Origin of the sequence: Desulfuromonas sp. CSMB_57, assembly GCF_020194955.2 — a bacterium.
GTDB lineage: Bacteria > Desulfobacterota > Desulfuromonadia > Desulfuromonadales > Syntrophotaleaceae > JAFCIY02.
Map to the genome: position 1 here is coordinate 97086 of NZ_JAFCIY020000038.1, position 26999 is coordinate 124084.

Here is a 26999-nt window from a genome sequence, read left to right on the forward strand (position 1 = left end):
ATGCAACGTACCCTGGGTATCATCAAGCCCGACGCTTTTGCCGCCGGCCATGCCGGTCCGATTCTGGCCCGCATCACCGCCGAGGGCTTTCGCATCGTCGGGCTGAAGAAGCTGACCCTGAGCGCCGAGCAGGCCGGGGCCTTCTACCACGTGCATCGCGGCAAGGGTTTTTTCGACGATCTGACCGGTTTCATGAGCAGCGGGCCGTGCGTGGTCATGGCCCTCGAGGCAACCGAGGCCATCTCCGGGTGGCGGCGGTTGATGGGCGCCACCAATCCGGCCGATGCCGCGCCCGGGAGTCTGCGGCAGGAATTCGGCACCTCCCTGGGGCGTAACGCGGTGCACGGCTCGGATGCCGACGATACGGCCGCCTTTGAGATCGGCTTCTTCTTTTCCGGCCTGGAACTGTTGTAGTTTCATCCAGGCAATTTGCCTTGGGTCTTGTAACCCGGGAGCCCTTCCGATACAATCCGGGGGGCTTTTCTTTTTTCATGAATCGGCGTCCGATGGCGCCGCGGAGCGGCATGACAGACGACCAACGCATCGATTTGAAATCCCTGACCCTGCCGCAAATGGTGGAGTTCCTGGCCGGGATCGGCAAGGAGCGCTTCCGCGCCGGCCAGATTCTGCGCTGGATCTATCCGCGCGGGGTGAGCGATTTCAATGCCATGACGGATTTGGCCAAGGGCCTGCGGGAGGAACTGGCGGCCCGCGCGCGCATCTCCGAGCTGGTGCCGGAGGTGGTGGAGCAGAGCGCCGACGGCACCCGCAAGTATCTGTTTCGCCTCGAAGACGGCGAAACGGTGGAGGCGGTGCGCATCCCCATGGAGGAGGAGCGCGCCACCCTGTGCATCTCCACCCAGGTCGGCTGCGCCATGGCCTGCGCGTTCTGTCTGACCGGCACCTTCGGCCTGGTGCGCAACCTGACGGCCGCGGAAATCGTCAACCAGGTTTGTGCCGGCCTGCGCGACGCGCCCATCAACAACATCGTTCTGATGGGTATGGGCGAGCCCCTGGACAATCTCGACAACGTCGTCCAGGCCCTGGAGATTCTCTACGAACCGCAGGGTTTCAACTTCAGTCCGCGCAAGGTGACCCTGTCCACGGCCGGGTTGGTGCCCGAAATGCTGGAATTGGGGCGGCGGGTGCGGGTCAATCTGGCGGTGTCCCTGAATGCCACCACCGACGCGGTGCGCGATCGGTTGATGCCCGTCAATCGCCGCTATCCCCTGGCCCGGCTCATGGCCGCCTGCCGCCAATATCCCCTGGCGCCGCGACAGCGCATCACCTTTGAATATATTCTGATTCGCGACGTCAACGACAGCGATCAGGATGCGCGGCGGCTGGTCAAACTGCTGCACGGGGTCAAGGCCAAGGTCAATCTCATCGCCTTCAACGAGCATCCCGGTGCCGCCTTCCGGGCGCCGACCCCGGAGCGTCTGGAGGCGTTTCAGACCCTGCTGTTGGATCACGGCCTGGTGGCCGTGCGCCGGGCCAGCAAGGGGCGGGACATTTCGGCCGCCTGCGGACAGCTGAAGGGGCGCATGGACGAGGCGGCCCAACTTTGATCTGAAATCTTACTGCGAGGGAGGACGGCAGGCATGACAGCATCGGCAATCGGCGTGATCGGCGGCAGCGGTCTGTATGAAATGGAGGGGCTGACCGAAGTGCGGGAAGTGGTCCTGGAAACCCCTTTTGGCGCACCGTCCGACGCTTTCGTGACCGGTGTGCTGGAGGGCCGGCGCATGGTGTTTCTGCCGCGGCACGGGCGCGGTCACCGGCTGCTGCCATCCGAGGTCCCCTATCGGGCCAACATCCATGGCATGAAACAGCTGGGCGTGGACCGGATCCTCTCCGTTTCGGCGGTGGGCAGCATGCGTGAAGCCATCGAACCGGGGCACATGGTCATCCCCGACCAGTTTATCGATCGCACCCAGGGCAAACGTGCCTCGACCTTTTTCGGCAACGGCATCGTCGGCCATGTCGCCTTTGCCGATCCGGTCTGCCCGGATCTGTCCGGAGTGCTGGCCGAGGCGGCCGGGGAGGTCGGCGCCACGGTGCACCGGGGCGGTACCTATCTGTGCATCGAAGGACCCAACTTTTCCACCCGGGCGGAATCCCGCCTCTACCGCAACTGGGGCGTGGATGTCATCGGCATGACCAATCTGCCCGAGGCGCGATTGGCGCGCGAGGCGGAAATCTGTTACGCGACCCTGGCCCTGGCCACGGACTACGACTGCTGGTATGAGGGACATGACGATGTGACGGTGGAGGCGGTGATGGCCATCGTCCGGCAGAACGTGGCCCTGGCCCGGCGCATCCTTCGCGCCGCCGCCCTGCGCCTGGACTCTGACCCGGGCTGTGCTTGCGGTTCCGCGCTGCGGTATGCGGTGATGACGGATCCGGCCCGCATTCCGCCTGCGACCCGGGAACAGCTGGCCCTGTTGCTGGATAAATATTTCTGAGCCGTTTTGCGTGTCGGGAGGTTCCATGGTCAGGACTCTGCACCGTTCCATGTTCATCGTTTTGCTGATGACGCTGCTTGCCGCCGGTTGCGCCGCGCCCACGCCGCGCGGCAGCCAGGCCGAGGTTCATTATCTGCTGGGGGTGGCCTATCTGCAGGAGGAGAATCCGACCCGGGCCCTGGATGAATTTCTCAAGGCCGCGGCCCTCAACCCGAACCATGCCGACATCCAGGCCGGGCTGGGACAGGCCTATCAGCTCAAGGGCGCGTTCCAGGAGGCCGAACGTCATTACCGGCGGGCCTTGCAGTTGCGCCCCAACGACCCGACCCTGGAAAACAACCTGGGCAGCCTGTTTCTGGACATGAAGCGTCCGGAACAGGCCCTGCCGTTTTTTGAGAAGGCCGCCGCGACGCTGACCTTTACCCGTCCCGAGGCGGCCCTGACCGGCATCGGCATCGCTCGCGCCATGCAGGGCGACCACCTTGGCGCTCTCGGCGCCTACCGCCAGGCCCTCGACAAGAATCCCCGCTACCTGGAAGCCTATCTGCGGACCGCCGAGGCGCATCGCGCCCTGGATGACGATGCGCGGGCCATTGTCGCCCTGGAACAGGCTCTGGAGCGAGCCCCCAATCTGGCCCGCGGCCATTTTCAACTGGGCATGATCTACATGGAAGACGGCCAGCCGGAACTGGCCGCGGAGTTCTTCGATCGGGTGCGGCAGTTGGTGCCGGACACGGAACTGGCGCGGCGGGCGGACCAATATCTGAAAGTGTTGCGGTGAGGTATGGATAACTTCGAGCCATGGAAATCCGGCGAAACTTCCGGTTTCGGCGAGCAGTTGCAGGCCGGACGGCGGGAATTGGGACTGACACTTGAACAGGTCGCCGAACGGACCCGCATCCGCAAGCCCTTTATCGAGGCTTTGGAGGCGGAGCGGGTGGGGGAACTGCCGGGCGGCGATGCCTACGTCCTCGGTTTTCTCAAGACCTACGCTCGTCTGCTGGGCTTGGATGCCGAGGCTTTGGCCCGGCAATACCGGCAGCGTGGCGGGGAGGTGAAGCCGACCCGGGATGTGGGGCTCCTCGAGTTGCAACGGACCCGACCGGGGCGACGGCGCGGGATGGTCAGTCGCCGCTTTGGCGTGGCATTGCTGTTGCTGGCGGCCATCCTGGTGCTGAGCTGGTGGCTGACCCACCGAGGAGAGGAGGCGGTGCCGGTGCAGGCTCCGATTGATGAGGCCGCGGCGAATCCGGCGGATTTACCGCTGCCCCGGGTGGCTTTGGTGGAGGAGCCGCCACCGACGACGCCGCCCCGAACCATGCCACCGTCCCGGCCGGTACGCCGTCCCACCGTGCCGGCCGCCACGGCCGGCTCGCGCCTGCCGCCGGCTACCGGCGAGGGTCGGAACGACACGGCCCTGGCAGAGACGCCTTCCGTCCTGCCCGTCCCGGGGGCGGTCGAATCGGGCAGTGAGCCGCGTGAATGACGGTATGGCCCCGTCGGAAGTGACGCCGCTGCTGACGGCCATCAACGCGGCGGCCGGTTCCGAACCCTTTGAGCTGGCCATCATCCTCGGCTCCGGGCTTGGTGCCCTGGCCGACCAGGTGGAGACGGCGGCGGTTCTGGCCTACGCCGATTACGACTGTTTTCCGCCCCTCGCCGTTGCCGGTCACGCCGGCCGACTGGTGGTCGGTCGCCTGGACGACTTGCGGGTGCTGGTCTTTGCCGGGCGCTTCCATCTTTACCAGGGGCTCACCGCCCTGCAGGCGGGGCTGCCGGTACGCATCGCCCATCGCCTCGGCTGCCGTCGGCTATTGCTGACCAATGCCGCCGGCGGCATCGATCCGGAACTGGTTCCCGGCCACTTCCTGTTTATCGAGGACCACCTCAACCTGCTGGGCGACAATCCCCTGCGCGGCCTGAGGGAAAACACCTTCCTCGATCTCAGCACCCTCTACGCCCGCCGCTTTTGGCCGGAGCTGTCCGCTTTCGCCGTCCGCGCCGGCATTCCGCTGCGGTCCGGAGTGCTGGCGGCGGTGCCGGGCCCCAGCTACGAAACACCGGCCGAGGTGCGGGCCCTGCGCCTGCTGGGAGCTGCGGCGGTCGGCATGTCCACCGTCAGCGAAGCGATCCTGGGCCGGTATCTGGGCATGGAGGTAGCCGGACTGAGCTTCATTGCCAACCGGGCGGCCGGCCTGGCCGGCGGACCCCTCAGCCATGAGGAAGTACTGGCGGCGGCGCGGGACGGCGGCATGGGGCTGGCGGAGCTGATCCGTGAGCTCTGCCGCCTCTGGCAGAGGACCGGTCCTGATTGTTAACTAATTGAAATTGCATAAAAAATCACCCCACCTGCGAATCGGCTCAAGCTTGACAGGGCAAAGGGCGATGGTATGCTTGAAGCAAATTCAGCTGAGGGGGTGCCCCATGGGGCATAAAGTACCGAAAATACTGGTGGTTGACGATGAGGAAAATGCCCGCCTGGCGTTGCGGGTTATCTTGCAGCAGGAAGGCTACCAGGTGGACAGCGTGGCCAATGGGCTCGAGGCCCTGGAATTCCTGCGGCGCCATCGGGTCAACGTGGTGATCAGCGATATCAAGATGCCGCAGATGAACGGTCTGGCGTTTCTGCGGGAACTCAACCGGCGCTACCCCAGTACCCGGGTGATTATGGTTACCGCCCACGGCGGCATTGAATCCTACCTGGAAGCCATCCATCTCGGTGCTTTCGAGTACATTCACAAACCGGTCAGGGTGGAAGAGCTGAAGTGGGTGATGAGCAAGATGTTCAATGAAGGCCGTACCGCCAAGGCCAATTGATACCCGTTCCATTCGTTTTGAGGGAGGATCGATGAAAGACTTTAAAACCATTCTTTTTGCTACGGACTTTTCGGACAATTCGGAATACGCCTTCGAATATGCCCTGGCCTTGGCCAAGAAGTTCGAAGCCCTGCTGGCCATCATTCACGTCATCAACGAGCCGGTGGACCTGCGCGGTTTTTATGTGCCGCATATCTCTTTCGAATCCCTTGAGGAGGAAATCGAGGAAGGCGCCCGCAAGATGATGGATCGCTTCTGCCGCAGCCATGTGCGTGATTATGAGCCGGTGATGACCTTTATCGTGCCCGGGGTACCCTACGACGAGGTTATCAAGAAGGCGCTGGAACTGTCGGCGGATCTGATCATCATGGGCACCCATGGCCGCAGCGGATTGGATCACGTGCTGTTCGGCAGTACCGCGGAGAAGGTGGTGCGCAAGTCTCCCATTCCGGTCATGACCGTACGGGCCCGGGACTGATTTCCGGTCGTTGACCGTCTGAACCGAAGCATGGATTCCCCAGGGGGGCCGGTTGCCGGGCCCCCTGGGGAATTTTGGTGCACTGAACCCCTGAGGCACTCTCAAATACGCCTTGCATGGCTCGCGGCAGCAAGGTTATGCTGAACGGCACGGATAGTGCCGTTTGTTTTTTTCCGGACAGGAGTTGGGAATGGCGGACCGTATTCTGGTGGTGGATGACGAACCCATCATCCTCGAACTGGCCAGCATGGTGCTGGCCAGTCGTGGCCATGAAGTGCTGACCGCCGAAAGCGGTACCGATTGCCTGGCGACGGTGGCCCGTTACAGCCCGGCCCTGGTGCTTCTCGACTACATGATGCCGGGCATGGACGGCATGGCCACCCTGCAGCGGTTGCGTGAGGAATTCCCCGATACCTACGTGGTGATGCTGACCGGCAAGGGCAGCGAACAGATTGCCGTCGATGTCATGAAGGCGGGGGCCGCCGATTACATCCTCAAGCCCTTCAAAAACAAGGATCTCATGGAACGCATCGACAATGTCCTGCGCATCCGCCGTATCGAGATCCACAACCGCGACCTGCGGGAAGAGCGGGAACGCCTGCTGATGGAGATTGAAGGCTGGAACCTGGAACTGGAGCGCCGCGTCGCCGAAAAATCGCGGGAATTGGAACTGGCGCACACGGAAATCCTGCAGGCCGAAAAATTGGCCTCCCTCGGTCATGTCGCGGCCGGCATGGCCCATGAGATCCGCAATCCCCTCAATGCCATCGGTTTATTCGCCCAGATTCTCAAGCCGGCCCTGGCCGGGGATGGGGAAAAATCCGGCTACGTGGACAAATTGCTGAAGGAAGTGGACCGTATCGATGCCATCCTCATCAAATTGCTGGATGCCAGCAACCGTCCCCGGATCAAAACCGAGCCGGTCTCCCTGCCGGTGATCATCGACCGGACCCTGGGCAAATTTCGCGACCAGTTGCGGGCCAGCGGGGTGCAGCTGGAAAAGCTTTATGAGCAGATTCCGCCGCCATTGCTGGCCGATGCCACGGAAATGGAACAGATTTTCACCAATCTGTTGGCCAACTCTCTGTATGAGATGCAGCAAGGCGGGACCCTGGGCATCCGGGTTCGTCACGACGGTTCTCGCGTGTTCGTGACCGTGTCCGATACCGGCGGGGGCATTCCGGCGGAAAACCTGCGCAAGATTTTCGATCCCTTTTTCACCACCAAACCCAAGGGGACGGGCTTCGGCCTGTCCGTGGTGCTGCGCATCGTGAAGACCTACAACGGCCACATCAAGGTGAACAGTATTCCGGGTGAAGGGACCGTGTTCGACCTGGAGTTCCCCTTGGAGTGAGCCATCGCCCGCGCAGGAGCCGGGGTGCCTGCGTCCCGCATTTTTCTGACTGTTCTCTGCCGCTGCAAATACGGATCTGGCCCAATGTCCCTGGTATTACGCGAAATTCCTTTGACCCTCGACGAAGATGAAGGCCGGCTTGCCGCCAAGGTGGCGGAGCAGTTGGGGATCGGCATCGCGGAGATTCTGGAGCTGCGGATCCTGCGCAAAGGTATCGATGCGCGTCGCAAGCCCCATGTGCTGCGCGTCTATTCCGTGGCTTTCCGGGTGGCGGATGAAGCCGGTCTGCTGGCCCGCCGGCAGGACAACCCGCGCCTGCAACGGCTGGAGGAGGAACCGGCGCCGCGGCTGCCGCAGCGGATCCGGCCTCTGCGGACCCTGGTGGTGGGCATGGGACCGGCCGGCCTGTTCGCCGCCCTGCAGTTGGCCCGGTCCGGCGCGGCGGTAACCCTGGTGGAAAGGGGCCGACCGGTGGAGGACCGGGTGCGCGACGTGCGCCGCTTTCGGGCCGGCGGGGCCTTCGACGCGGCCAGCAACATCCAGTTCGGCGAAGGCGGCGCCGGGACCTTTTCCGACGGCAAGTTGACGACCCGCGTCAATCATCCCTGGACCCGGGCGGTTTTGGAAACCCTGGTGGAGTTCGGGGCGCCGGGGGAGATTCTGCAGCAGGCCAAGCCCCATGTCGGCAGCGATCGCTTGCGCCTGGTGCTGCTGCGATTTCGGCAGGCCCTGCTGGATCTGGGCGTGACCATCCGCTATGAAACCCGGCTCACCGGCCTGCTGGTCGCCAACGGTCGGATCGCCGGCGGGGTTCTGGAGGGGCGAGAGGAATGCCCTTGCGAGGCCTTGGTGCTGGCCTGCGGTCATAGCGCCCGCGACACCTATGCCATGCTCCAGGACGCCGGGATTCAATTGGCGCCGAAACCCTTCGCCATGGGGGTGCGGGTCGAGCATCCGGCGGAATGGATCAATACCATCCAGTACGGTCTGGCCCGGCATCCCAGGTTGCCGCATGCCGAGTATGCCCTGGCCTGGAACGATCCGGACGGCGGCCGCGGCTGCTATTCCTTCTGCATGTGTCCCGGCGGCGAAGTGGTGGTGGCCTCCTCCGAGCCCGGCGGGCTGGTGGTCAACGGCATGAGCCATTGGCGACGGGCCGGCGAATTCTCCAACAGCGCCCTGGTGGTGGCGGTGCGGGCGGAGGATTTCGGCGCCGCCGATGCCCTGGCCGGCGTCCGCTTTCAGCGCCGGTACGAAGAACGGGCGTTTCGGGCGGCCGGCGGCGATTATCTTGCGCCGGCCCAGAATCTGCTGGCCTTTCTCGGCCGCGGACAGGGTCCGGTGCGCTCCACCTGTCGGCCGGGAGTGCGGGAAGCCGATCTTGACCAGGTGTTGCCGGCGTTCGTCGCCACCGGACTGCGGCGCGCTCTGCCCCATTTCGAACGGCGCATGCGCGGCTTCATCACCGCCGAGGCCACCCTGATCGGCATCGAAACACGCACTTCGGCGCCGTTGCGCATTCTGCGCGGAGCCGACGGGCAATCCGTCAGCCTGGCCGGTCTGTATCCGGCCGGGGAAGGCGCCGGCTATGCCGGCGGCATCATGAGCGCCGCCCTGGACGGCTTGCGGGCGGCGGACCACATCATAAGCCTTGAACCAAGCAGGAGCAGCCATTGAAGCGGAAATTTGCGGAACAGATCCGGGAACGGGATCAGCTGGACGATGCCTTTCTGGTCCGGGATAAAATCACGGCCATGGCCAAAAACGGCAAGCCCTATCTGACCCTCAAACTCATGGACCGGACCGGAGAGATCGAAGGGCGGGTATGGGACCGGGTCGACGAATTGGGCGGCCGCTTCGAGCGGGACGATTTCATTCGCGTGCAGGGCAAAGCCAGCGTCTATCTGGGCAAGATGCAGTTGGTGGTGCAGGACCTGGAGCGCCTCGAGGATGCCCAAGTGGACCTGGCCGATTTTCTGCCGGTGGCGGAACGCAGCCGGGAGATCATGCTGGACGAGGTGCGGCAACTGGTCGCTACCATGACCGATCCACCTTTGCGCGCCCTGATGGAGTCGTTTCTGGGCGACGAAGAGTTTGTCGCCGGCTATGCCGCGGCCCCGGCGGCCAAGGCCATTCACCACGTCTATCTCGGCGGCCTGCTTGAGCATTCCCTGGCCGTGGCCCGTCTGGCCGACGACATCTGCCGCCGTTATCCGGGGGTCCATCGCGATCTGCTGCTGACCGGTGCCCTGCTGCACGACATGGGCAAGATCAGCGAACTGTGTTACGAGCGGACCTTCGGCTATACGGACGCCGGCAAGCTTTTGGGCCATATCGTCATCGGGGTCGAGATGCTGGAACGGCAATTGGCCCGGCTGCCGGAATTCCCGTCGACCCTGGCTACCCTGTTGAAACATCTGCTGCTGTCCCACCACGGGCAATATGAATTCGGCTCCCCGAAGCGGCCGAAAACCCTGGAGGCGGTGATTCTGAACTACGTCGACGATCTTGATTCCAAAATCAACGGCGTCCAGACCCACATCAGTCGGGAACCGGACAACACCTCTGCCTGGACCGGTTATCATCGCATCTACGATCGGTATTTCTACAAGGAAACGCCGGCCTCGGATAATCCCGCAGGGGTCCCTGAAGAAACGGCGGCGGAATTGGTCTCGGCCAGTGCGGTCATGGCAAGGGAAACGGTGGACAAGAAACGCCGGGAACCGGCCGATCGGCGGCGCGGATTCGGCACCTTGGGGGATCAGTTGCGGGACAAGAATCTGGACCTGTTCGGGCGCGAGGAGGAACGATGAGCCAACTGTGGCTGCAAGGCATCATGACGGGGGAGTTGCGGGCCAATTGCTATCTGCTGGCCTGCCGGACCAGCGGCGAGGCGCTGGTTGTCGACCCCGGCGGCGACGGCCGGCGGATCCTGGCCATGCTGCAGGAAAAGGGGTTTCGCCTCAAGGCCGTGATCAATACCCATGGGCATTTCGACCATGTCGGCGGCAACCGCGCCCTGGTCGAGGAGGGTGGCGCGGAACTCTGGATGCACCCCGCCGATCTGCCCCTGCTGCGCGGCGCCGCGGAGCATGCCGCGGTCTTCGGCTGTGCCCCGATTCCGGCTTCGCCGGAACCGACCCGGCTGCTGGAGGACGGCGAGGTCCTGGAGGTCGGTACCCTGCGTCTGCAGGTCATTCACCTGCCGGGGCACTCCCCGGGCAGCGTTTGCCTGCTGCTCGATGGGCGGCTGTTCTCCGGCGATGTGCTGTTCGCCGGCTCCATCGGCCGAACCGATCTGCCCGGCGGCGACCAGTATGCCCTCATGTGCGGCTTGCGGGATCGGTTGCTGGTCCTGCCGGACGCCATCGAGGTCTATCCCGGCCACGGTCCCCAAACCACCATCGGCGAGGAGCGGCGCAGCAATCCCTTTTTGCGGCACCTGCTCTGAGGAGGACGGCATGCTGACAGGCAGACGGATCGTACTCGGCGTGACCGGCGGCATTGCCGCCTACCGGGCGGCGGAACTGGTGCGATGGTACGTCAAGGCCGGCGCCGAGGTGCAGGTGGTGATGACGGATGCCGCCCGCCAGTTCGTCACGCCCCTGACCTTTCAGACCCTGTCCGGCAACCCGGTCCACTATGAGCTGTTCAACCTGATCCAGGAACGGGATATCGGTCATATCGCCCTGGCGGACCGGGCGGAACTGCTGGTGGTGGCCCCGGCCACCGCCAACCTGGTGGGCAAGGTTGCCGGCGGGCTGGCCGATGATCTGCTGACCACGACCATCCTGGCCACCCGGGCGCCGGTGCTGCTGGCACCGGCCATGAACAGCAACATGTGGGCCAATCCCCTCTATCAGCAAAACCAGGCCCGGCTGGCCGCCGCCGGGTTCCATTTTGTCGATCCCGTGGTCGGATTGCTGGCCTGCGGTTGGGAAGGGCAGGGCAAGATGGCCGAGCCGGCGACCATCTTCGAGGAAAGCGTTCGCCTGCTCAGCCCCCAGGATCTGGCCGGTGAAACCCTGCTGATAACCGCCGGGCCGACCCGCGAAGAGCTGGATCCGGTGCGCTTTCTCAGTAATTATTCGTCCGGCAAGATGGGCTACGCCATCGCCCGCGCGGCCCGGCGGCGGGGCGCCCGGGTGCTGCTGGTGTCCGGTCCGACGGCCCTCGAGCCGCCTGCGGGGGTGGAATACTGTGGGGTGACCAGCGCCGAGCAGATGCGGCAGGCGGTTCTGGAACGCCTCGCCGAGAGCAGCGTGATTGTCAAAGCGGCGGCGGTGGCGGATTACCGCCCGGCGAGCCGCGCCGGGCAGAAAATAAAAAAGGGGGTCGGTTCCCGGACGACCCTGGAGCTGGAACAGACTCCCGACATCCTGGCGGAATTGGGGGGCAAGAAGGCGCAGCGACTGCTGGTGGGCTTTGCCGCCGAAACGGAGCAGGTGTTGGAGCATGCCCGGCGCAAGCTGGAGGCCAAGAACCTCGATTTGATCGTCGCCAACGATGTGTCCGCCGCCGATGCCGGCTTCGAGGTCGACACCAACCGGGTGACCCTGCTGTATCGCGGTGGCCGGGTAGAGGAGTGGTTGCTGCTGGACAAGCTGGCGGTGGCCCATCGCCTGCTGGATCGGATTCGTGCCCTGCGCCGGGGTGAGCCGCTGCCGGAACCGGGTTGCGCCGGTCAATAACCTGAGAGCAGTTCCAGCAGGTGTTCCGGAGCGGTGATGCTCTGCCGAAAACGGTCTTTGACTTCCTGCAGGAGGCGTTCCGCCTCGTCCGCGGGCAGTTTGCCGTCCAGCCAAAGCAGGTTCAGGTTGTTGCGGATGGCCCGTGCCGCGAGCAGGGCCCGTTCTCCGGCCGGATCGGCGCGGCGGAAGGGGCTGGCCTCGCCCTGGCTCAGGACACTGCCGACGGCCTGGGCGGCCAACTCCAGGTATTCATCCTGATCGGTTTCGTCCATGGCCCACCGGGAATGAACCCCCAGGGAGCGCAGCATCTTCTGCCACTGTTCCAGGCGGCTGAGCAGCAACAGGCTGTTGAAGACGCGCTTGTTGGTGCGGAAGGAAAACAGGGTCCGCGCCAGGGTGCTTTGCAGCAGTTGGTCGTGCTGGCGGAAGTCCTTGCGGCACAGGATCCGAATCAAGTCCCAGGATTCGGCCTTGACCCGTGCTTCAAAACGCATTTCCCAGTAGGCATGGCCGTGGATGACGGTATTGAAGGTCCGCACCAGCTTGAAGGGAATCAGATAGGAGTGGGCGATGGTATCCGCCGCCAGATGGGCCAGATAGCCCGTGGCGCAGGCGCGTTGGGCATCGTTGCCGGCCGCCGCCAGCACCTGCTCGCCCACCTGCCAGGAGTGGCAGTGCTTGAGGTAGTGGGTAAAACGTTTACCGACGATGATGTCGGCGCTGATGCAGCCATACAGAAAATCGAAGGGGTAGGCACCCAGCAGGAGCCGCGTGGCCTCGGGCAGCTGATCCAGGTTGGCCAGCACTTGGGAACCCAGTTGGACGTGAACGCCCATGCCCCAGGCCCAGGCCTCGCCAGGTATCAGCAGCAGGGAGCAAAAGGTCAGGATGGCTAGGATGACAGGCATGGGCTCCATGAAAAATTGTTTTTGCTACAATAATGCCGTCCAGGGGTGAAAGTAAAGACATGCCGCAGAAATTATATCGCGAATGGCGGGAAGCTGCAGGCCAGATGCGCAGTCTGCTGCAGGAACTCCAGGATCTCGGGGTGGATGAACTGGGCCGGGTGCCTCGGCCCGAGGAGTTGCCCCTGTGCCCGGTGGACGGATCAGGCGGGGACCTGTGCCGTCCGGAAACCCTGGAGGAGATTCGCACCGATCTCGGGGAATGCCAACGCTGCCCCCTGGCCCGGGGTCGTACCCGGCTGGTGTTTGGCTGCGGCTCCGCCACCGCGCGACTGGTCCTGGTCGGGGAGGGTCCCGGTCGGGAAGAGGACCTGCAGGGGATACCTTTTGTCGGCGAGGCCGGCCGGCTTCTGGATCGCATGCTGTTTGCCATGGGGCTGTCGCGGGACGAGGTCTACATCTGCAATGTCGTCAAGTGCCGGCCGCCGGGCAACCGCGATCCCGCACCCCCGGAAATCGCCGCCTGTGAACCGTTCCTGGCGCGGCAATTGGCGGCCATCCGGCCCCGGGTGATCCTGGCCCTGGGGCGCTTCGCCGCCCAGACCCTGCTGCAGGACGATGCCCCCGTCAGCCGTCTTCGGGGCCACTGGCGCAGTTACCAGGGGCTGCCCCTGATGCCGACCTATCATCCCGCGTTTTTGTTGCGCAACCCGGCTGCCAAGCGGGAAGCTTGGGAGGATCTCAAGCAGGTCATGCTGCGCCTGCGCCAGAGTGATGGCTGACGCAACGACGCAGTGCGATCCGGATTGGCCCGCCGGCGCTGCCATGCCCATGAGCAGGCCGGCCCGGCCCGAGATTTATTTTCGGAAAGGCTGGCCGAAGGAGAAATTTGCCGTAAAATGTCACTGAAGCCCACCACTTCTATTTTGGGGGAGTTCGCGGACCGAACTTGGTATGGATTGCGCGGGGAGGTGACATAGAATGAAAAAACCGTTGGGAGAGCGCTTGGTCGATGAAGGTCTGATTTCGCCGCAGCAACTGGACATGGCGTTGCAGCGCCAACGCCTGCGGGGCGGCCGTCTGGGCCAGAATCTCTGTGCTCTGGGTTACCTGGATGAGAAAAAACTGCAATCGTCCTTTAGCAAAGCTCCGGAACCGCCCCAGACCGTGGAGGACACGGGACTGGACCTGAACTTCATCGCCGATCTGATTCTCAAGCATATCCTGTTTCTGGGCGATTTCACCCTGGCCGAACTGGTCGGCCGGGTCCGCTTGCCGGCACCCATCCTCGACCTGGCGGTGGAAGAATTGCGCCGGGACCATTTCGTCAAGGTCAAGGGCGCGGCCCTCTACGCCAAGAGCAGCTACCAGTTTTCCATTACCGAACCTGGCATCCGCCGCGCCAATGCTTTGCTGGATGTCTCGCGCTACGTCGGACCGGCACCGGTCGTCCTGGAGGACTACCGGGAAGTCATCGATATGCAGACGGTGCGCAGCGTGCTGGTCGGCGAAGAGCAGGTGCAGAAGGTGTTCTCCCATTTGGTGGTCAGCCAGCGCTTGTTACGGCGCCTCGGACCGGCCCTGAGCAGCGGCAAGGAGATATTCCTCTACGGGCCGCCGGGCAACGGCAAGACCTCCATCGCCGAGACCATCGCCGATTTGCTGCCCGGGGCGGTCTACATGCCCTATGCCCTGCTGGTCAGGGGGGAAATCATCAACGTCTATGATCCGGTCAGCCATCGAGCGCTGCCGCCGGAGCACAGCGGTGATGATTTTGACCAACGCTGGCTGCTGGTGCGGCGGCCGGTGGTCATCGCCGGCGGCGAACTGACCCTGAGGACCCTGGACCTCGACTTCAATCCCATCACCAAATATTACGAAGCTCCACTGCAGGTGAAAGCCAATAACGGCGTGTTCATCATCGACGATTTCGGACGTCAGCATGTCGATCCGCAACAACTCCTGAATCGTTGGATGGTGCCCCTGGATCGGCGCATTGATTTCCTGACCCTGCACACCGGGATGAAGTTCGAGATCCCCTTTGACACCCTGGTGATCTTTTCCACCAACATCGAGCCGCGGGATTTGGTGGATGAAGCCTTCCTGCGACGCATCCACTACAAATTCAAGGTGGACTATCCAAGCGACGAGGAGTACGAAAAGATTTTCCGCCAGGTCTGTCATTTGAACGGCATCGTGTTCGACAAACAGGTTTTCGATTATCTGGTGGAAAATTTCTACGAGCGGCTGCAAATTCGCTTCAGCGCCTGCCATCCTCAGGATCTGGTGGACCATATTCTCCAGGATGCCTCCTACCATGGCTCGCCGCCGGTCATGGATCGCGAGCATATTACTGCCGCCTGGGAGGATTATTTCGTCTGCCGGTGAGTCCGGCGGGGTCGCCGCCTGCCGGCGGCCGGTCCGATAGGACTTGACATTCCCGGAGCGATTTATTAATAGATAGGCGCCCTGCCGTTTTTTCGGTTCCTGACTATGCCGGAACCATGGCGGCCAACCGAGGATGGCGCCTGTGACGACGAAAACTTTTCTGGCTCCGGCCAAAATCAATCTGTGTCTGCATGTATTGGGTCGGCGAGCCAACGGTTACCATGACCTGGCCATGCTCATGCAACGGGTAAGCCTCTACGACCGCATCACCATGACCCTGCGTGATCAGGACGGTCTGCGGGTTTCCTGTGCCGGGGTCGAACTGCCGCCGGGACAGGAAAACATTGCCGCCCGTGCGGTTCGTGCCCTGCTGGAACTGACGGAACGCCGGCAGGGTCTGGAAATCGACATCGACAAGCAAATCCCGGTGGCGGCCGGCCTCGGCGGCGGTTCCTCCGATGCCGCGACGGTGCTCATGGGGCTCAACGAAATGCTCGATTTGGGCTTGACGCCGCGTCAATTGATGGATGTGGGGGTGAAGTTGGGGGCGGACGTGCCCTTTTTCATCTTCCGGACCACGGCCTGGGCGACGGGCATCGGTGAAGAACTTGCGGCGGTCCCCGCTGTGCCGCAGGCCTGGTACGTTCTGGTCAATCCCGGTCTGCAGGTTTCGACGGCCTGGGTTTATCAAAATTTACGGTTGACAAGCCCGCGCAGCGATCTTAAAATACCGCGGTTTTCCGGGGAGCTCGGAGAGTTGTTGGAGTTGCTGCATAACGACCTGGAGCAGGTCACGATGGCGCACTTTCCCTTGATCGGCGACATCAAGCAGCGGTTGCGGAACTTGGGTGCCGAAGGCGCCCTGATGAGCGGCAGCGGGCCGACGGTTTTTGGGGTGTTTCGTGAGGAGCGGACGGCCAGGGCGGCCGCCGAGGCGCTGGCGGCCGAACCGGGCTGGCGGGCCTTCGCGGTGGCTGCCGTCGACGACGAATGCACCCTGTGATGGCAGGCATTCGTTGAGTTTCTCTTGTGTTTTTCTGATGGGGCGTCGCCAAGCGGTAAGGCACCGGATTTTGATTCCGGCATTCCCAGGTTCGAATCCTGGCGCCCCAGCCACTCTCTACGCCAGACCCGCTCAGGTATCGCCGGTGACTTTCCGGTCTGCCTCCTGGAGCATCGTGGTGGGTCGCAAGGCATCATTTCGGGTCATGGTTTCCATGGCCTGCCGTTTTTTTAATCAAAGAACAGGGGTACCGTTGTGAACAACCTGAAGATTTTCTGCGGCAATTCCAATATGCCGCTGGCCCGCGAAATCTGCGGGCATCTCGCCGTGCCCCTCGGTTCGGCCCGGGTCAAGCCCTTCTCCGACGGCGAGTTGATGGTGGAGATCGGTGAAAATGTTCGCGGCCGGGATGTCTATATCATCCAGTCGACCTGTGCTCCGGCCAATGACAACCTGATGGAGCTGCTCATTATGGCGGATGCTCTGAAGCGCGCCTCCGCCGCCCGCATCACCGCCGTCATTCCCTACTTCGGCTATGCCCGCCAGGATCGCAAGGTTGCCCCCCGGACCCCCATTACCAGCAAGCTGGTGGCCGATCTGATCTCCACCGCCGGGGTCGGCAGGGTGTTGACCATGGACCTGCATGCCGGGCAGATTCAGGGCTTTTTCAACATTCCCGTGGATCATCTCTACGCCGCGCCGGTTATCCTGCAGGATATCAAGCGCCGCTTCACCGAGCCGTTGGTCATCGTCTCGCCGGATGCCGGCGGCACCGAGCGCGCCCGGGCCTATGCCAAGCATCTCGATGCCAGCCTGGCCATCATCGATAAACGTCGCAGCGGCCCCAACGTCTCCCAGGTGATGAACATCATCGGTGACGTCGCAGGCAAAACCTGCATGATCGTGGACGACATGATCGATACGGCCGGGACCCTCTGCCAGGCCGCCCAGGCCGTCAAGGACCATGGGGCCACGGCGGTTTATGCCTTCGCGACCCATGCCGTGCTTTCCGGGCCGGCGCTGGAACGCATCAATGACAGCTGTCTGCAGGAGGTGGTGGTGACCAACACCATTCCGGCGCAGGAAAAGGTGTCGGCCTGCCCGCGCCTGCGGCAGCTCTCCGTGGCCGAATTGCTGGCGGAAGCCATCCGTCGCATCAACGGCGGCGAATCGGTCAGCTCCCTTTTTGTCTGAAAATCGCGTTTTTGGCAGGACAACACCCATTTCAGTTTTGGAGGATTGGATAAATGGCACCCATGGATTTCAACGTCAGTTCGCGTCAGTCGTCGGGTAAGGGGATTTCTCGCAGTCTGCGTCGTCAGGGTCTGATTCCCGCCGTCATGTACGGTCGGGGCACGGAACCCTGCGCCTTGGCCGTGGATCCCAAGGCCCTCAAGCAGGCCATCAGCGGCGAGGCCGGCTGGAACACCCTGCTGGCCCTCAAGGGTGACGGCGCTTTCGATGGCAAAGTCGTCATTCTCAAGGAGCTGCAGACCGATCCGGTGAAGATGGTTCCGATTCATGCCGATTTTCAGGCCATCGACCTGACCAGCAAGGTTCATGTCATGGTTCCGGTCCACGCCGTCGGCAAAGCCGCCGGTGTCAAGGAGGGCGGGGTGCTGCAGGTCATCCGGCACGAGCTGGAAGTCGTCTGTCTGCCGCACCAGATTCCCAGCGCCATCGAAATCGACGTGACCGCCCTGGCCATTGGCGATGCCCTGCACGTCAAGAACGTGGTGTTGCCGGTCGGCGTGGAACTGCCCCCGGACGTCAACTTCACGGTGATCACCGTTACCGGCCGCGGCGGTGCGGATGAGACGGCCGCTGAAGGCGAGGCCGAATAAGGGCCGAGGTCGCCTTGAAATTGCTGGTTGGCCTGGGGAATCCGGGTACGCAATACCGTGACACCCGTCACAACATCGGTTTCATGGTGGTGGCGCGGTTTGCCGACCGGGTAGGCATCGCACTCAAGAAAAAGGGACACCAGGGCCTCTATGGTGTCGGTCGGTTTGCCGGGCAGGAGATCATGCTTCTTCTGCCCCAAACCTATATGAATCGCAGCGGTATCAGTATCCAGTCGGCCTGCCAGGCAACCGGAACCGCCGCCGGGGATCTGATCGTGGTGCACGATGAGATCGATTTGCCCTACGGCGCATTGCGCGTCAAGGTCGGTGGCGGGCATGGCGGACACAACGGGTTGCGCAGCATCGTCGGCCTGTTGGGGACCGGCGAGTTCGCTCGGGTCCGCATCGGAGTTGGTCGGCCGGTCGGCGCGGGCGATGTTGCCGACCATGTTTTGAGCCCTTTTTCCGGGAGTGAAAGACGAGAGCTGGAGAATGTGCTGGCAAACTCGGTTGCGGCCGTGGAGATGCTGTTGCAGGGAGGCGCACAGCAGGCCATGAACGAGTTTAACAACCGGGACTTATTCAATTAACAGAGAGGGATGATTCGTGATGGAACTGCAAATGTATGCTCCGATTCTGGGGGCGGTGGGCTTCGTGCTCGCCATCGTGTTGTACACTGTGGTTAAAGCCCAGCCGGTCGGCAATGAGCGGATGAGGGAAATTTCCGACTCCATTCACAACGGCGCCATGGCCTTCCTCGGTCGTGAATACCGGGTGTTGGCCATTTTTATCGTGCTGGTGTTCTTCGTCATTGCCATGGGCATGAACTTCCAGACCGCCTTCGCCTTTCTCGGCGGCGCCCTGTGCTCCATGACCTGCGGTTTCATCGGCATGAAGGCCGCCACCCGCGCCAACGTGCGGACCGCCGAAGCGGCCCGGATTTCCGGCCAGGCCAAGGCCCTGCTGGTGTCCTTCAACGGCGGTGCCGTCATGGGTCTGGCCGTGGCCTCCCTCGGCCTGGTCGGGGTCGGGGTGGCCTACATTCTCTTCGGCACGCCGGAAGCGGCCCAGTACATGACCGGTTTCGCCATGGGCGCGTCCTCCATCGCTCTGTTCGCCCGCGTTGGCGGCGGCATCTACACCAAGGCCGCGGACGTCGGTGCCGACCTGGTGGGCAAGGTCGAAGCGGGCATCCCCGAGGATGACCCGCGCAATCCCGGCGTCATCGCCGACAACGTCGGTGACTGCGTCGGCGATACGGCCGGCATGGGCGCCGACATCTTCGAGTCCTACGTCGGCTCCATCATCGCCACCATCGCCATCGCCGCGGCGGCCAGCCCGGAATTGCTGCTCCAACTCGGCGGCGCGGAAGGCGTCCAGCAGGCGGCCATGCTGCTGCCCCTGCTGCTGGCCATGGTCGGGCTGGTGTTCTCCCTCATCGGCATCGGCTCCATGAAGTTCCTCAAATCCATCGATCCGGCCAAGGCCCTGCATTATACCACCTTCGTCGCCGCCGGCGGCTTTCTGGTGGCGGCCTTCTTCATCATCCGGGCCTTCCATATCGATAACGGCGTGTTCTGGGCGATTCTGGCCGGTACCCTGGCCGGCATCGCCATCGGCCAGGTAACGGAATATTACACCGCCGCCGCACCCGTTGAACGCATTGCCGAAGCCAGCAAGACCGGTCCGGCCACCAATATCATCCACGGCCTGGCCGTGGGTCTGGAAAGCTGCGTGGTGCCCATCCTGATCATCTGCGTCGGCATCTTCGTCGCCAACTATTTCGCCGGCCTCTACGGCATCGGCATCGCCGCCGTCGGCATGCTGGCCACCGTCGGCGTCACCATGACCGTCGATGCCTACGGCCCCATCGCCGACAACGCCGGCGGCATTTCCGAAATGGCCGGTCTCGGTCCCGAAGTCCGCAAGATTACCGACGGCCTGGACGCCATCGGCAATACCACCGCCGCCATCGGCAAGGGTTTCGCCATCGGTTCCGCCGCCCTGACCGCCCTGGCCCTGTTCTCGGCCTATGCTTCCACGGTCAAGCTCAGCACCATCAACCTGATCAACCCCCTGGTGGTCATCGGCCTGCTCATCGGTGGTGCCCTGCCGTTCTTCATCGGCGCCCTGACCATGACCAGCGTCGGCCGCGCGGCCGGCAAGATGGTGGATGAAATCCGCCGTCAATTCCGGGAAATTCCCGGCCTGCTGGAAGGCAAGCCGGGCGCCAAGCCCGAACCGGAAAAATGCATCGACATTTCCGCCCGCGCCGCTCTGCGGGAGATGGTCCTGCCCGGCATGGTGGCGGTCATCGCTCCGGTGGCGGTCGGTTTCATCATCGGCAAGGAAGCTCTCGGCGGCATGCTGGCCGGCGCTACCCTGTCCGGTGTGCTGCTGGCCCTGATGATGTCCAACGGCGGCGGCGCCTGGGACAACGCCAAGAAATACATTGAAAAGGGTTCCCTGGACGGCGAAAAGAAGGGCGGCGACGCCCATAAGGCTGCCGTGGTCGGCGACACCGTCGGCGATCCGTTCAAGGACACCTCCGGCCCGGCCATGAACATCCTCATCAAGTTGATGAGCGTAGTGGCGCTGGTCATCGCACCGTTGCTGGTATAACGCCCCCATAAGGGCCAGAAGCCGAACCATAGCCGGGACCCTGGGTCCCGGCTATCGTTATTTGTGAGGAAAGCGGAACATGGGATTCAAATGCGGCATCGTCGGCCTGCCCAACGTCGGCAAGTCCACCATCTTTAATGCCATCACCTCGGCCGGGGCGGAATCGGCCAACTACCCCTTCTGCACCATCGAGCCCAATGTCGGGGTCGTGGCGGTGCCGGATCCCCGCCTGGATCAACTGGCCGCCATTGTCAAGCCCGTGCAGGTGCTGCCGACCACCATCGAGTTCGTCGACATCGCCGGACTGGTGCGGGGCGCCAGCCGCGGTGAAGGCCTGGGGAACCAGTTTCTGGGCCATATCCGGCAGGTGGATGCCATTGCCCATATCGTGCGCTGTTTCGACGACGAGAATGTGGTGCACGTCGACGGCGGGGTCGATCCCCTGCGCGATATCGAAGTGATTCAGACCGAGCTCAACCTCGCCGATCTCGATAGCATTGAACGGAGAATGGCCCGCATCGAGAAACAGGCCCGCAGCGGCGACAAGGAAATGCTGGCTCTGCAACAGGTGCTGGTCAAGGTGCGCACCGTGCTCAATGAGGGCCGGCCGGCCCGCGCCGCCGGGTTGACGGACGAGGAAGCCGGTCTGTTGCGGGAATTGCACCTGTTGACGGCCAAACCGGTGCTTTATATCGCCAACGTCGCCGAAGACGATCTCGAAGGACGGCATCCGTTTGTCGATCAGGTCCGGGAGCATGCCCGTTCCGAAGGTGCCGAGGTGGTGCCCATCTGCGGCAAAATCGAAGCGGAGATCGCCGAACTCAGCGGCGACGAACGGCTGGAATTTCTCCATGATTTGGGCCTGGGCAGCGCCGGGCTGGATCGCATGATCCGGGCCGGCTACGGCCTTTTGGGGCTGATTACATTTTTTACCGCCGGGGTCAAGGAGGTGCGCGCCTGGACCGTGTACCAGGGCGCCAAGGCACCCCAGGCCGCCGGGGTCATCCACACCGACTTCGAAAAGGGTTTCATTCGTGCCGAAGTGATCGGCTTTGACGACTACATATCCGCCGGCGGTGAAGCCAAGGCCAAGGAACGCGGTCTGCTGCGGCTGGAAGGCAAGGAATACGTGGTGCGGGACGGCGACGTCATGCATTTCCGGTTCAATGTCTGAGGGCAGGTTTCCAGATTGGCATTGAAACTTGCAGGCCGATATGCTATTAAGCGTAATTCGGAATTTTGGCGGCACCTCGGTGCCGACTCCTTGCTCCGGCTGGACCGGGGCTAAACACTCGAGAGGAGAATTGTTGCATGAGGACTTACGAAAACATCTTGATCGTGCATCCGGACAAGGTCGGTGACGAGTACGCGGCCGTGGTCGGAAAGTTTCAGGGGGTGCTCAATGAACTGGGCGCGACCATCCTGAAGCAGGAGGAGTGGGGGGTGCGCAAGCTGGCCTATCCCGTCAAGAAGCAGGGTCGCGGCAGCTATGTGCTGACCGTGTTCGAAGGCGAACCCGGTATCGTGGCGGAATTCGAACGGCGCATGCGCATCGATGAGTCCATCATCAAATTCCAGACGGTACTGCTGGAAAACGGTCTGCAGGCGCCGGCTCCGGCCGCCTCGGTCGAAATGACCGATGAGGACGAAGAAGAAGCTGACGCGGAAGAAGCGGAATAAGCCCCCATCACTCAAAGGAGACATGCACATGGCTGAAGATAGAAAACCCTCCGGCGCCGCCGGTCGCACCCCTTTCAAGCGCCGCTTCACCCGCCGCAAAGGTTGCCGGTTTTGTGCCGACAAGGCTCTGACCATCGACTACAAGGAAGTCCGGACCCTGCGTTATTTCGTCACCGAGCGCGGGAAAATCGTGCCGCGGCGTATTTCCGGCAATTGTGCCGATCATCAGCGCAAGGTTCGCGAGGCCATCAAGCGCGCCCGCAATATTGCCCTGATGCCCTTTACCGCCGGTCATTACCTCGACTGACAGCCGGGGCGGCATGCGCGTTGACCTGACCCGGCTGGTGGTGCCCTGGATGTACGCCGTCGGGGCCACTTTGCTCCTGCAGGCCTTGGCCTTGGGGCTCATTGGTCCGGTTCCGGTTGAGATGCATCTGCTGCTGGGCGGGCCGCTGGTGTTCCTGACACCGCTCCCCGTCGCCCTGCTGGGTTTGCGGGGCGGACCGGTGGCGGCAGGTTTGGCGCTGGCAACGGTTACCCTGGTCCTGGCCGGGTTGGCGCCCTTCTCGGCGGTGCTTCTGTACCTGGCGCAATTTGGCCTGGGTTCCTGGCTGCTGCCGTTGCTGCTGCGGCGCAACCAGCCCTGGGATCGGGCCGTGGCTCTGACTGCCGGTGTCGTCCTGACCGGTGCCGGTGCGGGTTGGGGGGTCTGGGCCTGGCGCCGCGGACAGAATCCTCTGATCCTGGCCGACAGTTGGGTTCGTCAGCAGATCGACCGCACCGTGACGGTCATCGGCCAGAATGCCCCCGGGAGCGAGATCGCGTCCAGCTGGGAAACGGCCATGCGCCAGGCGGGAAATACCATCATGGCCGTTTATCCGGCCATGGCGGCGATCATGGTTGGCAGCGTGTTGCTGCTGCTGACCCTGATGCTGGTTCGTTTGAACCGGGGCCGTTGGGAGCCGGCCGGCAAACCCTTCCCCCTGTGGAAGGCGCCGGAGCACTTGATCTGGCTGCTGATTGTCTGCGGTCTGGGCAGCCAGTTCTTCGGCGGCGGCCTGCAGCGGCTGGCCTGGAACATGCTGCTGGTGATCCTGAGCCTCTATTTTCTTCAGGGGCTGGCAATTGTCCGGTATTATTTTGGCGTAAAAGGCACACCGTCGATTCTGCGGGGCATGGGCTATTTCATGTTGCTGGCCTATTTCCCCCTGCGGCTGCTTCTGGCCGGAGTCGGCGTGTTCGATTTATGGATTGACTTCCGTAAACCCAGAATTCGTAAGGATTGAGATCCTTATTGGAGGAACCTATGGACATCATCTTGGTGGAAAACGTGGAAGGTCTCGGTCAGATCGGTGACCTGGTCAAGGTCAAGCCCGGTTATGCCCGTAACTTTCTGCTGCCCCGCAAGCTGGCCGTTGAAGCCAGCCTGCGCAACGTGAAGGAACTGGAACATCAAAAACGGCAGCTGGAGCGTAAGGCTCAGAAGGTCCTGGAAGGGGCCCAGGTGCTCAAGGCGCAGATCGAAAAACTGTCCTGCACTTTTGCCATGCGTGCCGGCGAAGACGGCAAGCTGTTCGGTTCCGTGACCAGCATGGAAATCCAGCAGCAACTGGCCGACAAGGGGGTCGACGTCGACCGCAAGAAGATCCAGCTGGCGGAACCCCTGAAAACCCTCGGCGATTTCGAAGTGCCGGTGAAACTGGATGCCGGCGTCATCGCCACCGTTCGCGTCACCGTCGCGGCCGCTGAGTAATACCCCGCGGGCTCACCGGTCCTTCGCGTCCGGTGAGCCCGTTTCCCATCTTTGCCGTTGATGCCTCCATGACCGACTTGAACGCTCACCGTCTCCCGCCGCAGTACCTGGAAGGGGAGATGTCCGTCCTGGGCGGCGTCCTGCTGGAAAACGCCGCCCTCAACAAGGCCCTGGAAATCCTGCGGCCCGAGGATTTCTACCGGGACAGCCATCGCCGCATCTTTTCCGCTCTTATCGACCTGTCCGAACGGGGCGAACCCGCCGATCTGGTGACCCTGACCGCCGAGCTGCAGAAAAAGGGCGAGTTGGAGGCCATCGGCGGTCCCTCCTATCTGGGAACCCTGGTGGATTTCGTCCCCACCGCCGCCAACATCGGTTATTACTGCAAACTGGTCAAGGAGAAGTCCCTGGCCCGGCAGATGATCAATGTGGCTACGGAGATCGCCAGCCGCGGCTATGAAGGCGGGGACATCGAGGCGACCCTCGACTGGGCGGAAAAATCCATCTTCGAAATCAGCGGCATGCAGAACCGGCCGTCCTATTTCTCCACGCGGGAAATCATGAAGAGCACCTTCGAGATGATCGAACAGCTCTATCACCGCAAGGAGTTGGTCACCGGGGTGCCCACCGGCTTTGCCGATCTGGACAACATGACGGCCGGCCTGCAGCCGGCGGATCTGATCATCATCGCCGGTCGCCCGTCCATGGGCAAGACCGCCTTCGTGCTCAATCTCATCGAAAATGCCGGGGTGCATGCCGGCACGCCGGTGCCGACGGTGGTGTTCTCCCTGGAAATGAGCAAGGAGCAGCTGGTGCAGCGCCTGCTCTGCTCCGTATCCCGAGTCGATGCCAGCCGCCTGCGCACCGGTCATCTGGTGGATTCCGACTGGCAGAAGCTGACCGACGGTGCCGATCGGCTCTCGGAAGCGCCCATCTTCATCGACGATACGCCGGCCATCACGGTTTTGGAATTGCGTGCCAAGGCCCGTCGCCTGAAGGCGGAGCGGAATCTGGGACTGATCGTGGTCGACTATCTGCAACTGATGCAGGGCCGCAACTCCGAGAACCGTCAGCAGGAGATCTCGGAGATTTCCCGTTCCCTCAAGGCTCTGGCCAAGGAATTGAACGTCCCGGTGGTGGCGCTCTCGCAGCTGAACCGCTCCCTGGAAAACCGTACCGACAAACGTCCCATCATGGCCGACCTGCGTGAATCCGGCGCCATCGAACAGGATGCCGACGTCATCATGTTCATCTATCGTGAGGCGGTCTATTGCGACGATTGCCGCAGCAAGGAGCGAACCTGCGACAAGGGGCATGAAAAGGATGCCGAAATCATCATCGGCAAGCAGCGTAACGGTCCCATCGGCACCGTGCACCTGACTTTCCTTGGCCAGTTCACGCGCTTTGAAAACCAGTCGCGACGCACGGACGGGTAGCGTTACGGCTGCAATGATACCAACGACACGGCCCCGCAGGAATCACCTGCGGGGCCGTGTCGCATTCTGGTCGGGCCGGATCAGAACTGCTTCAGATCAATGTCCAGCACCTGAATTTTCTTGCGCAGGGTGTTGCGGTTGATGCCGAGGATTTCGGCGGCCCGAACCTGGTTGCCGCGAGTCTTCTCGAGGATCAGGGATAGCAGGGGCCGCTCCATCTGGTGCAGAACCATCTGATAGAGATTGCAGAGTTCGTTGACGTCCATGGGCGAGAAGGTGGCCTGAAGCTTGTTGGTAATGAGGGCCTCCAGGGATTCATCCGCTTCCTTGCGCGGGGCGTCCGCGGACAGTCCGGGGAAATCCGCCGGAGTCAGCAACTGGTCGGACGAGAGCAGGGCGGCTCGCTTGAGGGTGTTTTCCAGTTCCCGCACGTTGCCCGGCCAATCGTAGCGTTTCAGCAGGGCAATGGCTTCCTTGGTGCAGCCCCGGGCGGTCACGTTCAGCTCTTCCTGGGCGCGGGTGATGAAATATTCCACCAGCAGCGGGATGTCGTCCCGTCGCTCGCGCAGGGGCGGGATGGCAATGGGCACCACGTTGAGGCGGTAGAAGAGATCTTCCCGGAATTCGCGGTTGTGGACCTGCTCGCGCAGATTCTGGTTGGTGGCGGCAACGATGCGCACGTCGACGGGAATGGAGGTGGTGCCGCCGGTGCGGGTGATCTCCCGTTCCTGCAGCACCCGCAGCAGCTTGGCCTGCAGATCCAGAGGCATGTCGCCGATTTCATCGAGAAACAGGGTGCCGCCGCCGGCCTGTTCGAACTTGCCGATTTTGCGCTCCGTCGCGCCGGTAAAGGCGCCCTTTTCGTGGCCGAACAGTTCGCTCTCCAGCAACTCCCGGGGAATGGCGGCGCAGTTCAGGGCCAGAAAGGCCTTGCCGACGCGCGGGCTGTTGTAATGGATGGCCCGCGCCACCAGTTCCTTGCCGGTACCGCTTTCTCCGGTTATCAGGACGGTGACGTCCGTCGGCGCGACCCGGCCGAGCATCTTGTAGATCTCCTGCATCGGCTTGCTTTTGCCGATGATGGCCCGCTCCAGAGGATACTGGTCCTTGAGCTCTGACTTCAGGCGGTAGACCTCCTCGGCGGCCACGGCGGCCTTCTGCGCCTTGACGATGATGGCGTCCAGGGCGTCCAGGTCAAAGGGTTTGGTGAGGTAGTCGTAGGCGCCCAGTTTCATGGCCTCGACGGCGTTCTTCATGGAGGATTCGGCGGTGATGATGATGACCAGCATCTCCGGTCGCTGCTCCTGGAAAAATTTCAGCAATTCCAGACCGGAGACATCCGGCATCTTGATGTCGAGGATGGCCAGGTCATAGCGACGCCGCAGGAAAAGGGCCTTGGCTTCAGCCCCGTCGGCCGCCAGATCGACAGTAAAACCCTGCTTGGTCAAAGCCTTGCGGAGTACCCAGCGAATGCTTTCTTCATCATCGGCGACCAGAATACGTTGGATGGACATGGGCAAATCCTGAATTGGCGGCGTGGGGAGCGAAATCCCGGCCGGAACG

At 62.8% G+C, this 26999-nt stretch carries 28 protein-coding genes and 1 tRNA gene; 27 read left to right on the forward strand and 2 right to left on the reverse strand.

Translation table 11 applies throughout. From position 1 onward, the window contains the following. The 13 genes from ndk (at window position 1) to coaBC (ending at window position 11805) form a co-directional block, all read left to right on the forward strand. Entirely contained in the window at window positions 1-414 is a 414-nt protein-coding gene (gene ndk / locus JQN68_RS11415; RefSeq protein WP_225072402.1) for a nucleoside-diphosphate kinase, read from the forward strand. A 110-nt stretch (window positions 415-524) separates the two neighbouring features. Next, a complete protein-coding gene (gene rlmN, locus JQN68_RS11420) occupies window positions 525-1568 on the forward strand; it encodes a dual-specificity RNA methyltransferase RlmN (protein ID WP_225072401.1) in 1044 nt (347 codons plus the stop codon). A gap of 33 nt (window positions 1569-1601) precedes the next feature. After that, the gene (gene mtnP / locus JQN68_RS11425; RefSeq protein WP_225072400.1) at window positions 1602-2465 is read left to right on the forward strand and encodes an S-methyl-5'-thioadenosine phosphorylase; all 864 of its coding nucleotides are present in this window, start codon (window positions 1602-1604) and stop codon (window positions 2463-2465) included. A 25-nt stretch (window positions 2466-2490) separates the two neighbouring features. Then, window positions 2491-3246, forward strand: a complete 756-nt coding sequence (locus JQN68_RS11430) for a tetratricopeptide repeat protein (RefSeq protein WP_225072399.1) — start codon at window positions 2491-2493, stop codon at window positions 3244-3246. A gap of 3 nt (window positions 3247-3249) precedes the next feature. After that, window positions 3250-3951 (forward strand): helix-turn-helix domain-containing protein, encoded by a 702-nt coding sequence (locus JQN68_RS11435; protein ID WP_249621198.1) that lies wholly within the window; start codon window positions 3250-3252, stop codon window positions 3949-3951. After that, window positions 3944-4783, forward strand: a complete 840-nt coding sequence (locus JQN68_RS11440) for a purine-nucleoside phosphorylase (RefSeq protein ID WP_225072397.1) — start codon at window positions 3944-3946, stop codon at window positions 4781-4783. Before JQN68_RS11435 ends, JQN68_RS11440 begins: the two co-directional genes overlap by 8 nt. A gap of 106 nt (window positions 4784-4889) precedes the next feature. Next, the gene (locus JQN68_RS11445; protein ID WP_225072396.1) at window positions 4890-5282 is read left to right on the forward strand and encodes a response regulator; all 393 of its coding nucleotides are present in this window, start codon (window positions 4890-4892) and stop codon (window positions 5280-5282) included. A gap of 31 nt (window positions 5283-5313) precedes the next feature. Next, window positions 5314-5760: a universal stress protein gene (locus JQN68_RS11450; protein WP_225072395.1), complete on the forward strand. Its 447-nt coding sequence runs from the start codon at window positions 5314-5316 to the stop codon at window positions 5758-5760. Window positions 5761-5950: 190 nt separating this feature from the next. After that, on the forward strand, window positions 5951-7114 hold the full coding sequence (locus JQN68_RS11455) for a hybrid sensor histidine kinase/response regulator (protein ID WP_225072394.1): 1164 nt from the start codon (window positions 5951-5953) through the stop codon (window positions 7112-7114). An 84-nt stretch (window positions 7115-7198) separates the two neighbouring features. Next, window positions 7199-8791 (forward strand): NAD(P)/FAD-dependent oxidoreductase, encoded by a 1593-nt coding sequence (locus JQN68_RS11460; RefSeq protein ID WP_225072393.1) that lies wholly within the window; start codon window positions 7199-7201, stop codon window positions 8789-8791. Then, entirely contained in the window at window positions 8788-9927 is a 1140-nt protein-coding gene (locus JQN68_RS11465) for a 3'-5' exoribonuclease YhaM family protein (protein ID WP_225072392.1), read from the forward strand. The genes JQN68_RS11460 and JQN68_RS11465 overlap by 4 nt, the downstream gene beginning before the upstream one ends. Next, complete coding sequence (locus tag JQN68_RS11470; RefSeq protein WP_225072391.1) at window positions 9924-10565, forward strand: MBL fold metallo-hydrolase; 642 nt, start codon at window positions 9924-9926, stop codon at window positions 10563-10565. The genes JQN68_RS11465 and JQN68_RS11470 overlap by 4 nt, the downstream gene beginning before the upstream one ends. Window positions 10566-10575: 10 nt before the next feature. Continuing rightward, window positions 10576-11805: a bifunctional phosphopantothenoylcysteine decarboxylase/phosphopantothenate--cysteine ligase CoaBC gene (gene coaBC, locus JQN68_RS11475; RefSeq protein WP_225072390.1), complete on the forward strand. Its 1230-nt coding sequence runs from the start codon at window positions 10576-10578 to the stop codon at window positions 11803-11805. Here the strand turns inward: coaBC and JQN68_RS11480 are convergent. After that, window positions 11799-12713: a zinc dependent phospholipase C family protein gene (locus JQN68_RS11480; RefSeq protein ID WP_225072389.1), complete on the reverse strand. Its 915-nt coding sequence runs from the start codon at window positions 12711-12713 to the stop codon at window positions 11799-11801. The two genes, coaBC and JQN68_RS11480, sit on opposite strands and share 7 nt — an antisense overlap. A gap of 59 nt (window positions 12714-12772) precedes the next feature. Here JQN68_RS11480 and JQN68_RS11485 point away from each other — a divergent pair, with 59 nt between their 5' ends. From JQN68_RS11485 to dnaB, 14 genes are all read left to right on the forward strand, one after another. Continuing rightward, window positions 12773-13492: a uracil-DNA glycosylase gene (locus JQN68_RS11485; RefSeq protein ID WP_225072388.1), complete on the forward strand. Its 720-nt coding sequence runs from the start codon at window positions 12773-12775 to the stop codon at window positions 13490-13492. Between the two features lie 199 nt (window positions 13493-13691). After that, window positions 13692-15098 (forward strand): DUF8689 domain-containing protein, encoded by a 1407-nt coding sequence (locus JQN68_RS11490; protein WP_225072387.1) that lies wholly within the window; start codon window positions 13692-13694, stop codon window positions 15096-15098. Window positions 15099-15231: 133 nt separating this feature from the next. Then, a complete protein-coding gene (ispE, locus tag JQN68_RS11495; protein WP_502799361.1) occupies window positions 15232-16101 on the forward strand; it encodes a 4-(cytidine 5'-diphospho)-2-C-methyl-D-erythritol kinase in 870 nt (289 codons plus the stop codon). Window positions 16102-16139: 38 nt separating this feature from the next. After that, window positions 16140-16214, forward strand: a tRNA-Gln gene (locus JQN68_RS11500). Window positions 16215-16356: 142 nt separating this feature from the next. Continuing rightward, on the forward strand, window positions 16357-17295 hold the full coding sequence (locus tag JQN68_RS11505) for a ribose-phosphate pyrophosphokinase (RefSeq protein WP_225072385.1): 939 nt from the start codon (window positions 16357-16359) through the stop codon (window positions 17293-17295). A gap of 53 nt (window positions 17296-17348) precedes the next feature. After that, window positions 17349-17945 carry a 50S ribosomal protein L25/general stress protein Ctc gene (locus tag JQN68_RS11510; RefSeq protein WP_225072384.1) on the forward strand — a complete coding sequence of 199 codons (597 nt, stop codon included), beginning with the start codon at window positions 17349-17351 and terminating at the stop codon, window positions 17943-17945. A 14-nt stretch (window positions 17946-17959) separates the two neighbouring features. After that, window positions 17960-18535, forward strand: a complete 576-nt coding sequence (gene pth, locus JQN68_RS11515) for an aminoacyl-tRNA hydrolase (protein ID WP_225072383.1) — start codon at window positions 17960-17962, stop codon at window positions 18533-18535. A 19-nt stretch (window positions 18536-18554) separates the two neighbouring features. Further along, complete coding sequence (locus tag JQN68_RS11520) at window positions 18555-20567, forward strand: sodium-translocating pyrophosphatase (RefSeq protein WP_249621202.1); 2013 nt, start codon at window positions 18555-18557, stop codon at window positions 20565-20567. A gap of 79 nt (window positions 20568-20646) precedes the next feature. Next, entirely contained in the window at window positions 20647-21741 is a 1095-nt protein-coding gene (gene ychF / locus JQN68_RS11525; protein WP_225072382.1) for a redox-regulated ATPase YchF, read from the forward strand. A 137-nt stretch (window positions 21742-21878) separates the two neighbouring features. Next, window positions 21879-22247: a 30S ribosomal protein S6 gene (gene rpsF / locus JQN68_RS11530; protein ID WP_225072381.1), complete on the forward strand. Its 369-nt coding sequence runs from the start codon at window positions 21879-21881 to the stop codon at window positions 22245-22247. A 28-nt stretch (window positions 22248-22275) separates the two neighbouring features. After that, window positions 22276-22554: a 30S ribosomal protein S18 gene (rpsR, locus tag JQN68_RS11535; protein WP_225072380.1), complete on the forward strand. Its 279-nt coding sequence runs from the start codon at window positions 22276-22278 to the stop codon at window positions 22552-22554. 13 nt (window positions 22555-22567) lie between these two features. Then, the gene (locus JQN68_RS11540; RefSeq protein ID WP_225072379.1) at window positions 22568-23533 is read left to right on the forward strand and encodes a DUF2232 domain-containing protein; all 966 of its coding nucleotides are present in this window, start codon (window positions 22568-22570) and stop codon (window positions 23531-23533) included. A gap of 20 nt (window positions 23534-23553) precedes the next feature. Beyond that, window positions 23554-24000, forward strand: coding sequence for a 50S ribosomal protein L9 (gene rplI, locus JQN68_RS11545; protein WP_225072378.1), 447 nt, complete (start codon window positions 23554-23556; stop codon window positions 23998-24000). Window positions 24001-24068: 68 nt separating this feature from the next. Continuing rightward, window positions 24069-25436 carry a replicative DNA helicase gene (gene dnaB, locus JQN68_RS11550; RefSeq protein ID WP_225072377.1) on the forward strand — a complete coding sequence of 456 codons (1368 nt, stop codon included), beginning with the start codon at window positions 24069-24071 and terminating at the stop codon, window positions 25434-25436. An 80-nt stretch (window positions 25437-25516) separates the two neighbouring features. Here the strand turns inward: dnaB and JQN68_RS11555 are convergent, their stop codons facing one another. Beyond that, on the reverse strand, window positions 25517-26950 hold the full coding sequence (locus JQN68_RS11555; protein WP_225072376.1) for a sigma-54-dependent transcriptional regulator: 1434 nt from the start codon (window positions 26948-26950) through the stop codon (window positions 25517-25519). Window positions 26951-26999 lie beyond the last annotated feature (49 nt).

Bases quoted from the DNA above. Each gene is read 5' to 3' on its own strand.
- rplI (WP_225072378.1), top strand. From the start codon at position 23,554: ATGGACATCATCTTGGTGGAAAACGTGGAAGGTCTCGGTCAGATCGGT.
- coaBC (WP_225072390.1), top strand. From the start codon at position 10,576: ATGCTGACAGGCAGACGGATCGTACTCGGCGTGACCGGCGGCATTGCC.
- JQN68_RS11430 (WP_225072399.1), top strand. From the start codon at position 2,491: ATGGTCAGGACTCTGCACCGTTCCATGTTCATCGTTTTGCTGATGACG.
- JQN68_RS11470 (WP_225072391.1), top strand. From the start codon at position 9,924: ATGAGCCAACTGTGGCTGCAAGGCATCATGACGGGGGAGTTGCGGGCC.
- JQN68_RS11445 (WP_225072396.1), top strand. From the start codon at position 4,890: ATGGGGCATAAAGTACCGAAAATACTGGTGGTTGACGATGAGGAAAAT.
- rlmN (WP_225072401.1), top strand. From the start codon at position 525: ATGACAGACGACCAACGCATCGATTTGAAATCCCTGACCCTGCCGCAA.
- JQN68_RS11540 (WP_225072379.1), top strand. From the start codon at position 22,568: ATGCGCGTTGACCTGACCCGGCTGGTGGTGCCCTGGATGTACGCCGTC.
- JQN68_RS11435 (WP_249621198.1), top strand. From the start codon at position 3,250: ATGGATAACTTCGAGCCATGGAAATCCGGCGAAACTTCCGGTTTCGGC.
- JQN68_RS11480 (WP_225072389.1), bottom strand. From the start codon at position 12,713: ATGCCTGTCATCCTAGCCATCCTGACCTTTTGCTCCCTGCTGCTGATA.
- mtnP (WP_225072400.1), top strand. From the start codon at position 1,602: ATGACAGCATCGGCAATCGGCGTGATCGGCGGCAGCGGTCTGTATGAA.
- JQN68_RS11555 (WP_225072376.1), bottom strand. From the start codon at position 26,950: ATGTCCATCCAACGTATTCTGGTCGCCGATGATGAAGAAAGCATTCGC.
- JQN68_RS11520 (WP_249621202.1), top strand. From the start codon at position 18,555: ATGGAACTGCAAATGTATGCTCCGATTCTGGGGGCGGTGGGCTTCGTG.
- JQN68_RS11490 (WP_225072387.1), top strand. From the start codon at position 13,692: ATGAAAAAACCGTTGGGAGAGCGCTTGGTCGATGAAGGTCTGATTTCG.
- rpsR (WP_225072380.1), top strand. From the start codon at position 22,276: ATGGCTGAAGATAGAAAACCCTCCGGCGCCGCCGGTCGCACCCCTTTC.
- JQN68_RS11455 (WP_225072394.1), top strand. From the start codon at position 5,951: ATGGCGGACCGTATTCTGGTGGTGGATGACGAACCCATCATCCTCGAA.
- dnaB (WP_225072377.1), top strand. From the start codon at position 24,069: ATGACCGACTTGAACGCTCACCGTCTCCCGCCGCAGTACCTGGAAGGG.
- JQN68_RS11485 (WP_225072388.1), top strand. From the start codon at position 12,773: ATGCCGCAGAAATTATATCGCGAATGGCGGGAAGCTGCAGGCCAGATG.
- ndk (WP_225072402.1), top strand. From the start codon at position 1: ATGCAACGTACCCTGGGTATCATCAAGCCCGACGCTTTTGCCGCCGGC.
- ychF (WP_225072382.1), top strand. From the start codon at position 20,647: ATGGGATTCAAATGCGGCATCGTCGGCCTGCCCAACGTCGGCAAGTCC.
- rpsF (WP_225072381.1), top strand. From the start codon at position 21,879: ATGAGGACTTACGAAAACATCTTGATCGTGCATCCGGACAAGGTCGGT.
- JQN68_RS11450 (WP_225072395.1), top strand. From the start codon at position 5,314: ATGAAAGACTTTAAAACCATTCTTTTTGCTACGGACTTTTCGGACAAT.
- ispE (WP_502799361.1), top strand. From the start codon at position 15,232: ATGGCGCCTGTGACGACGAAAACTTTTCTGGCTCCGGCCAAAATCAAT.
- JQN68_RS11460 (WP_225072393.1), top strand. From the start codon at position 7,199: ATGTCCCTGGTATTACGCGAAATTCCTTTGACCCTCGACGAAGATGAA.
- JQN68_RS11510 (WP_225072384.1), top strand. From the start codon at position 17,349: ATGGCACCCATGGATTTCAACGTCAGTTCGCGTCAGTCGTCGGGTAAG.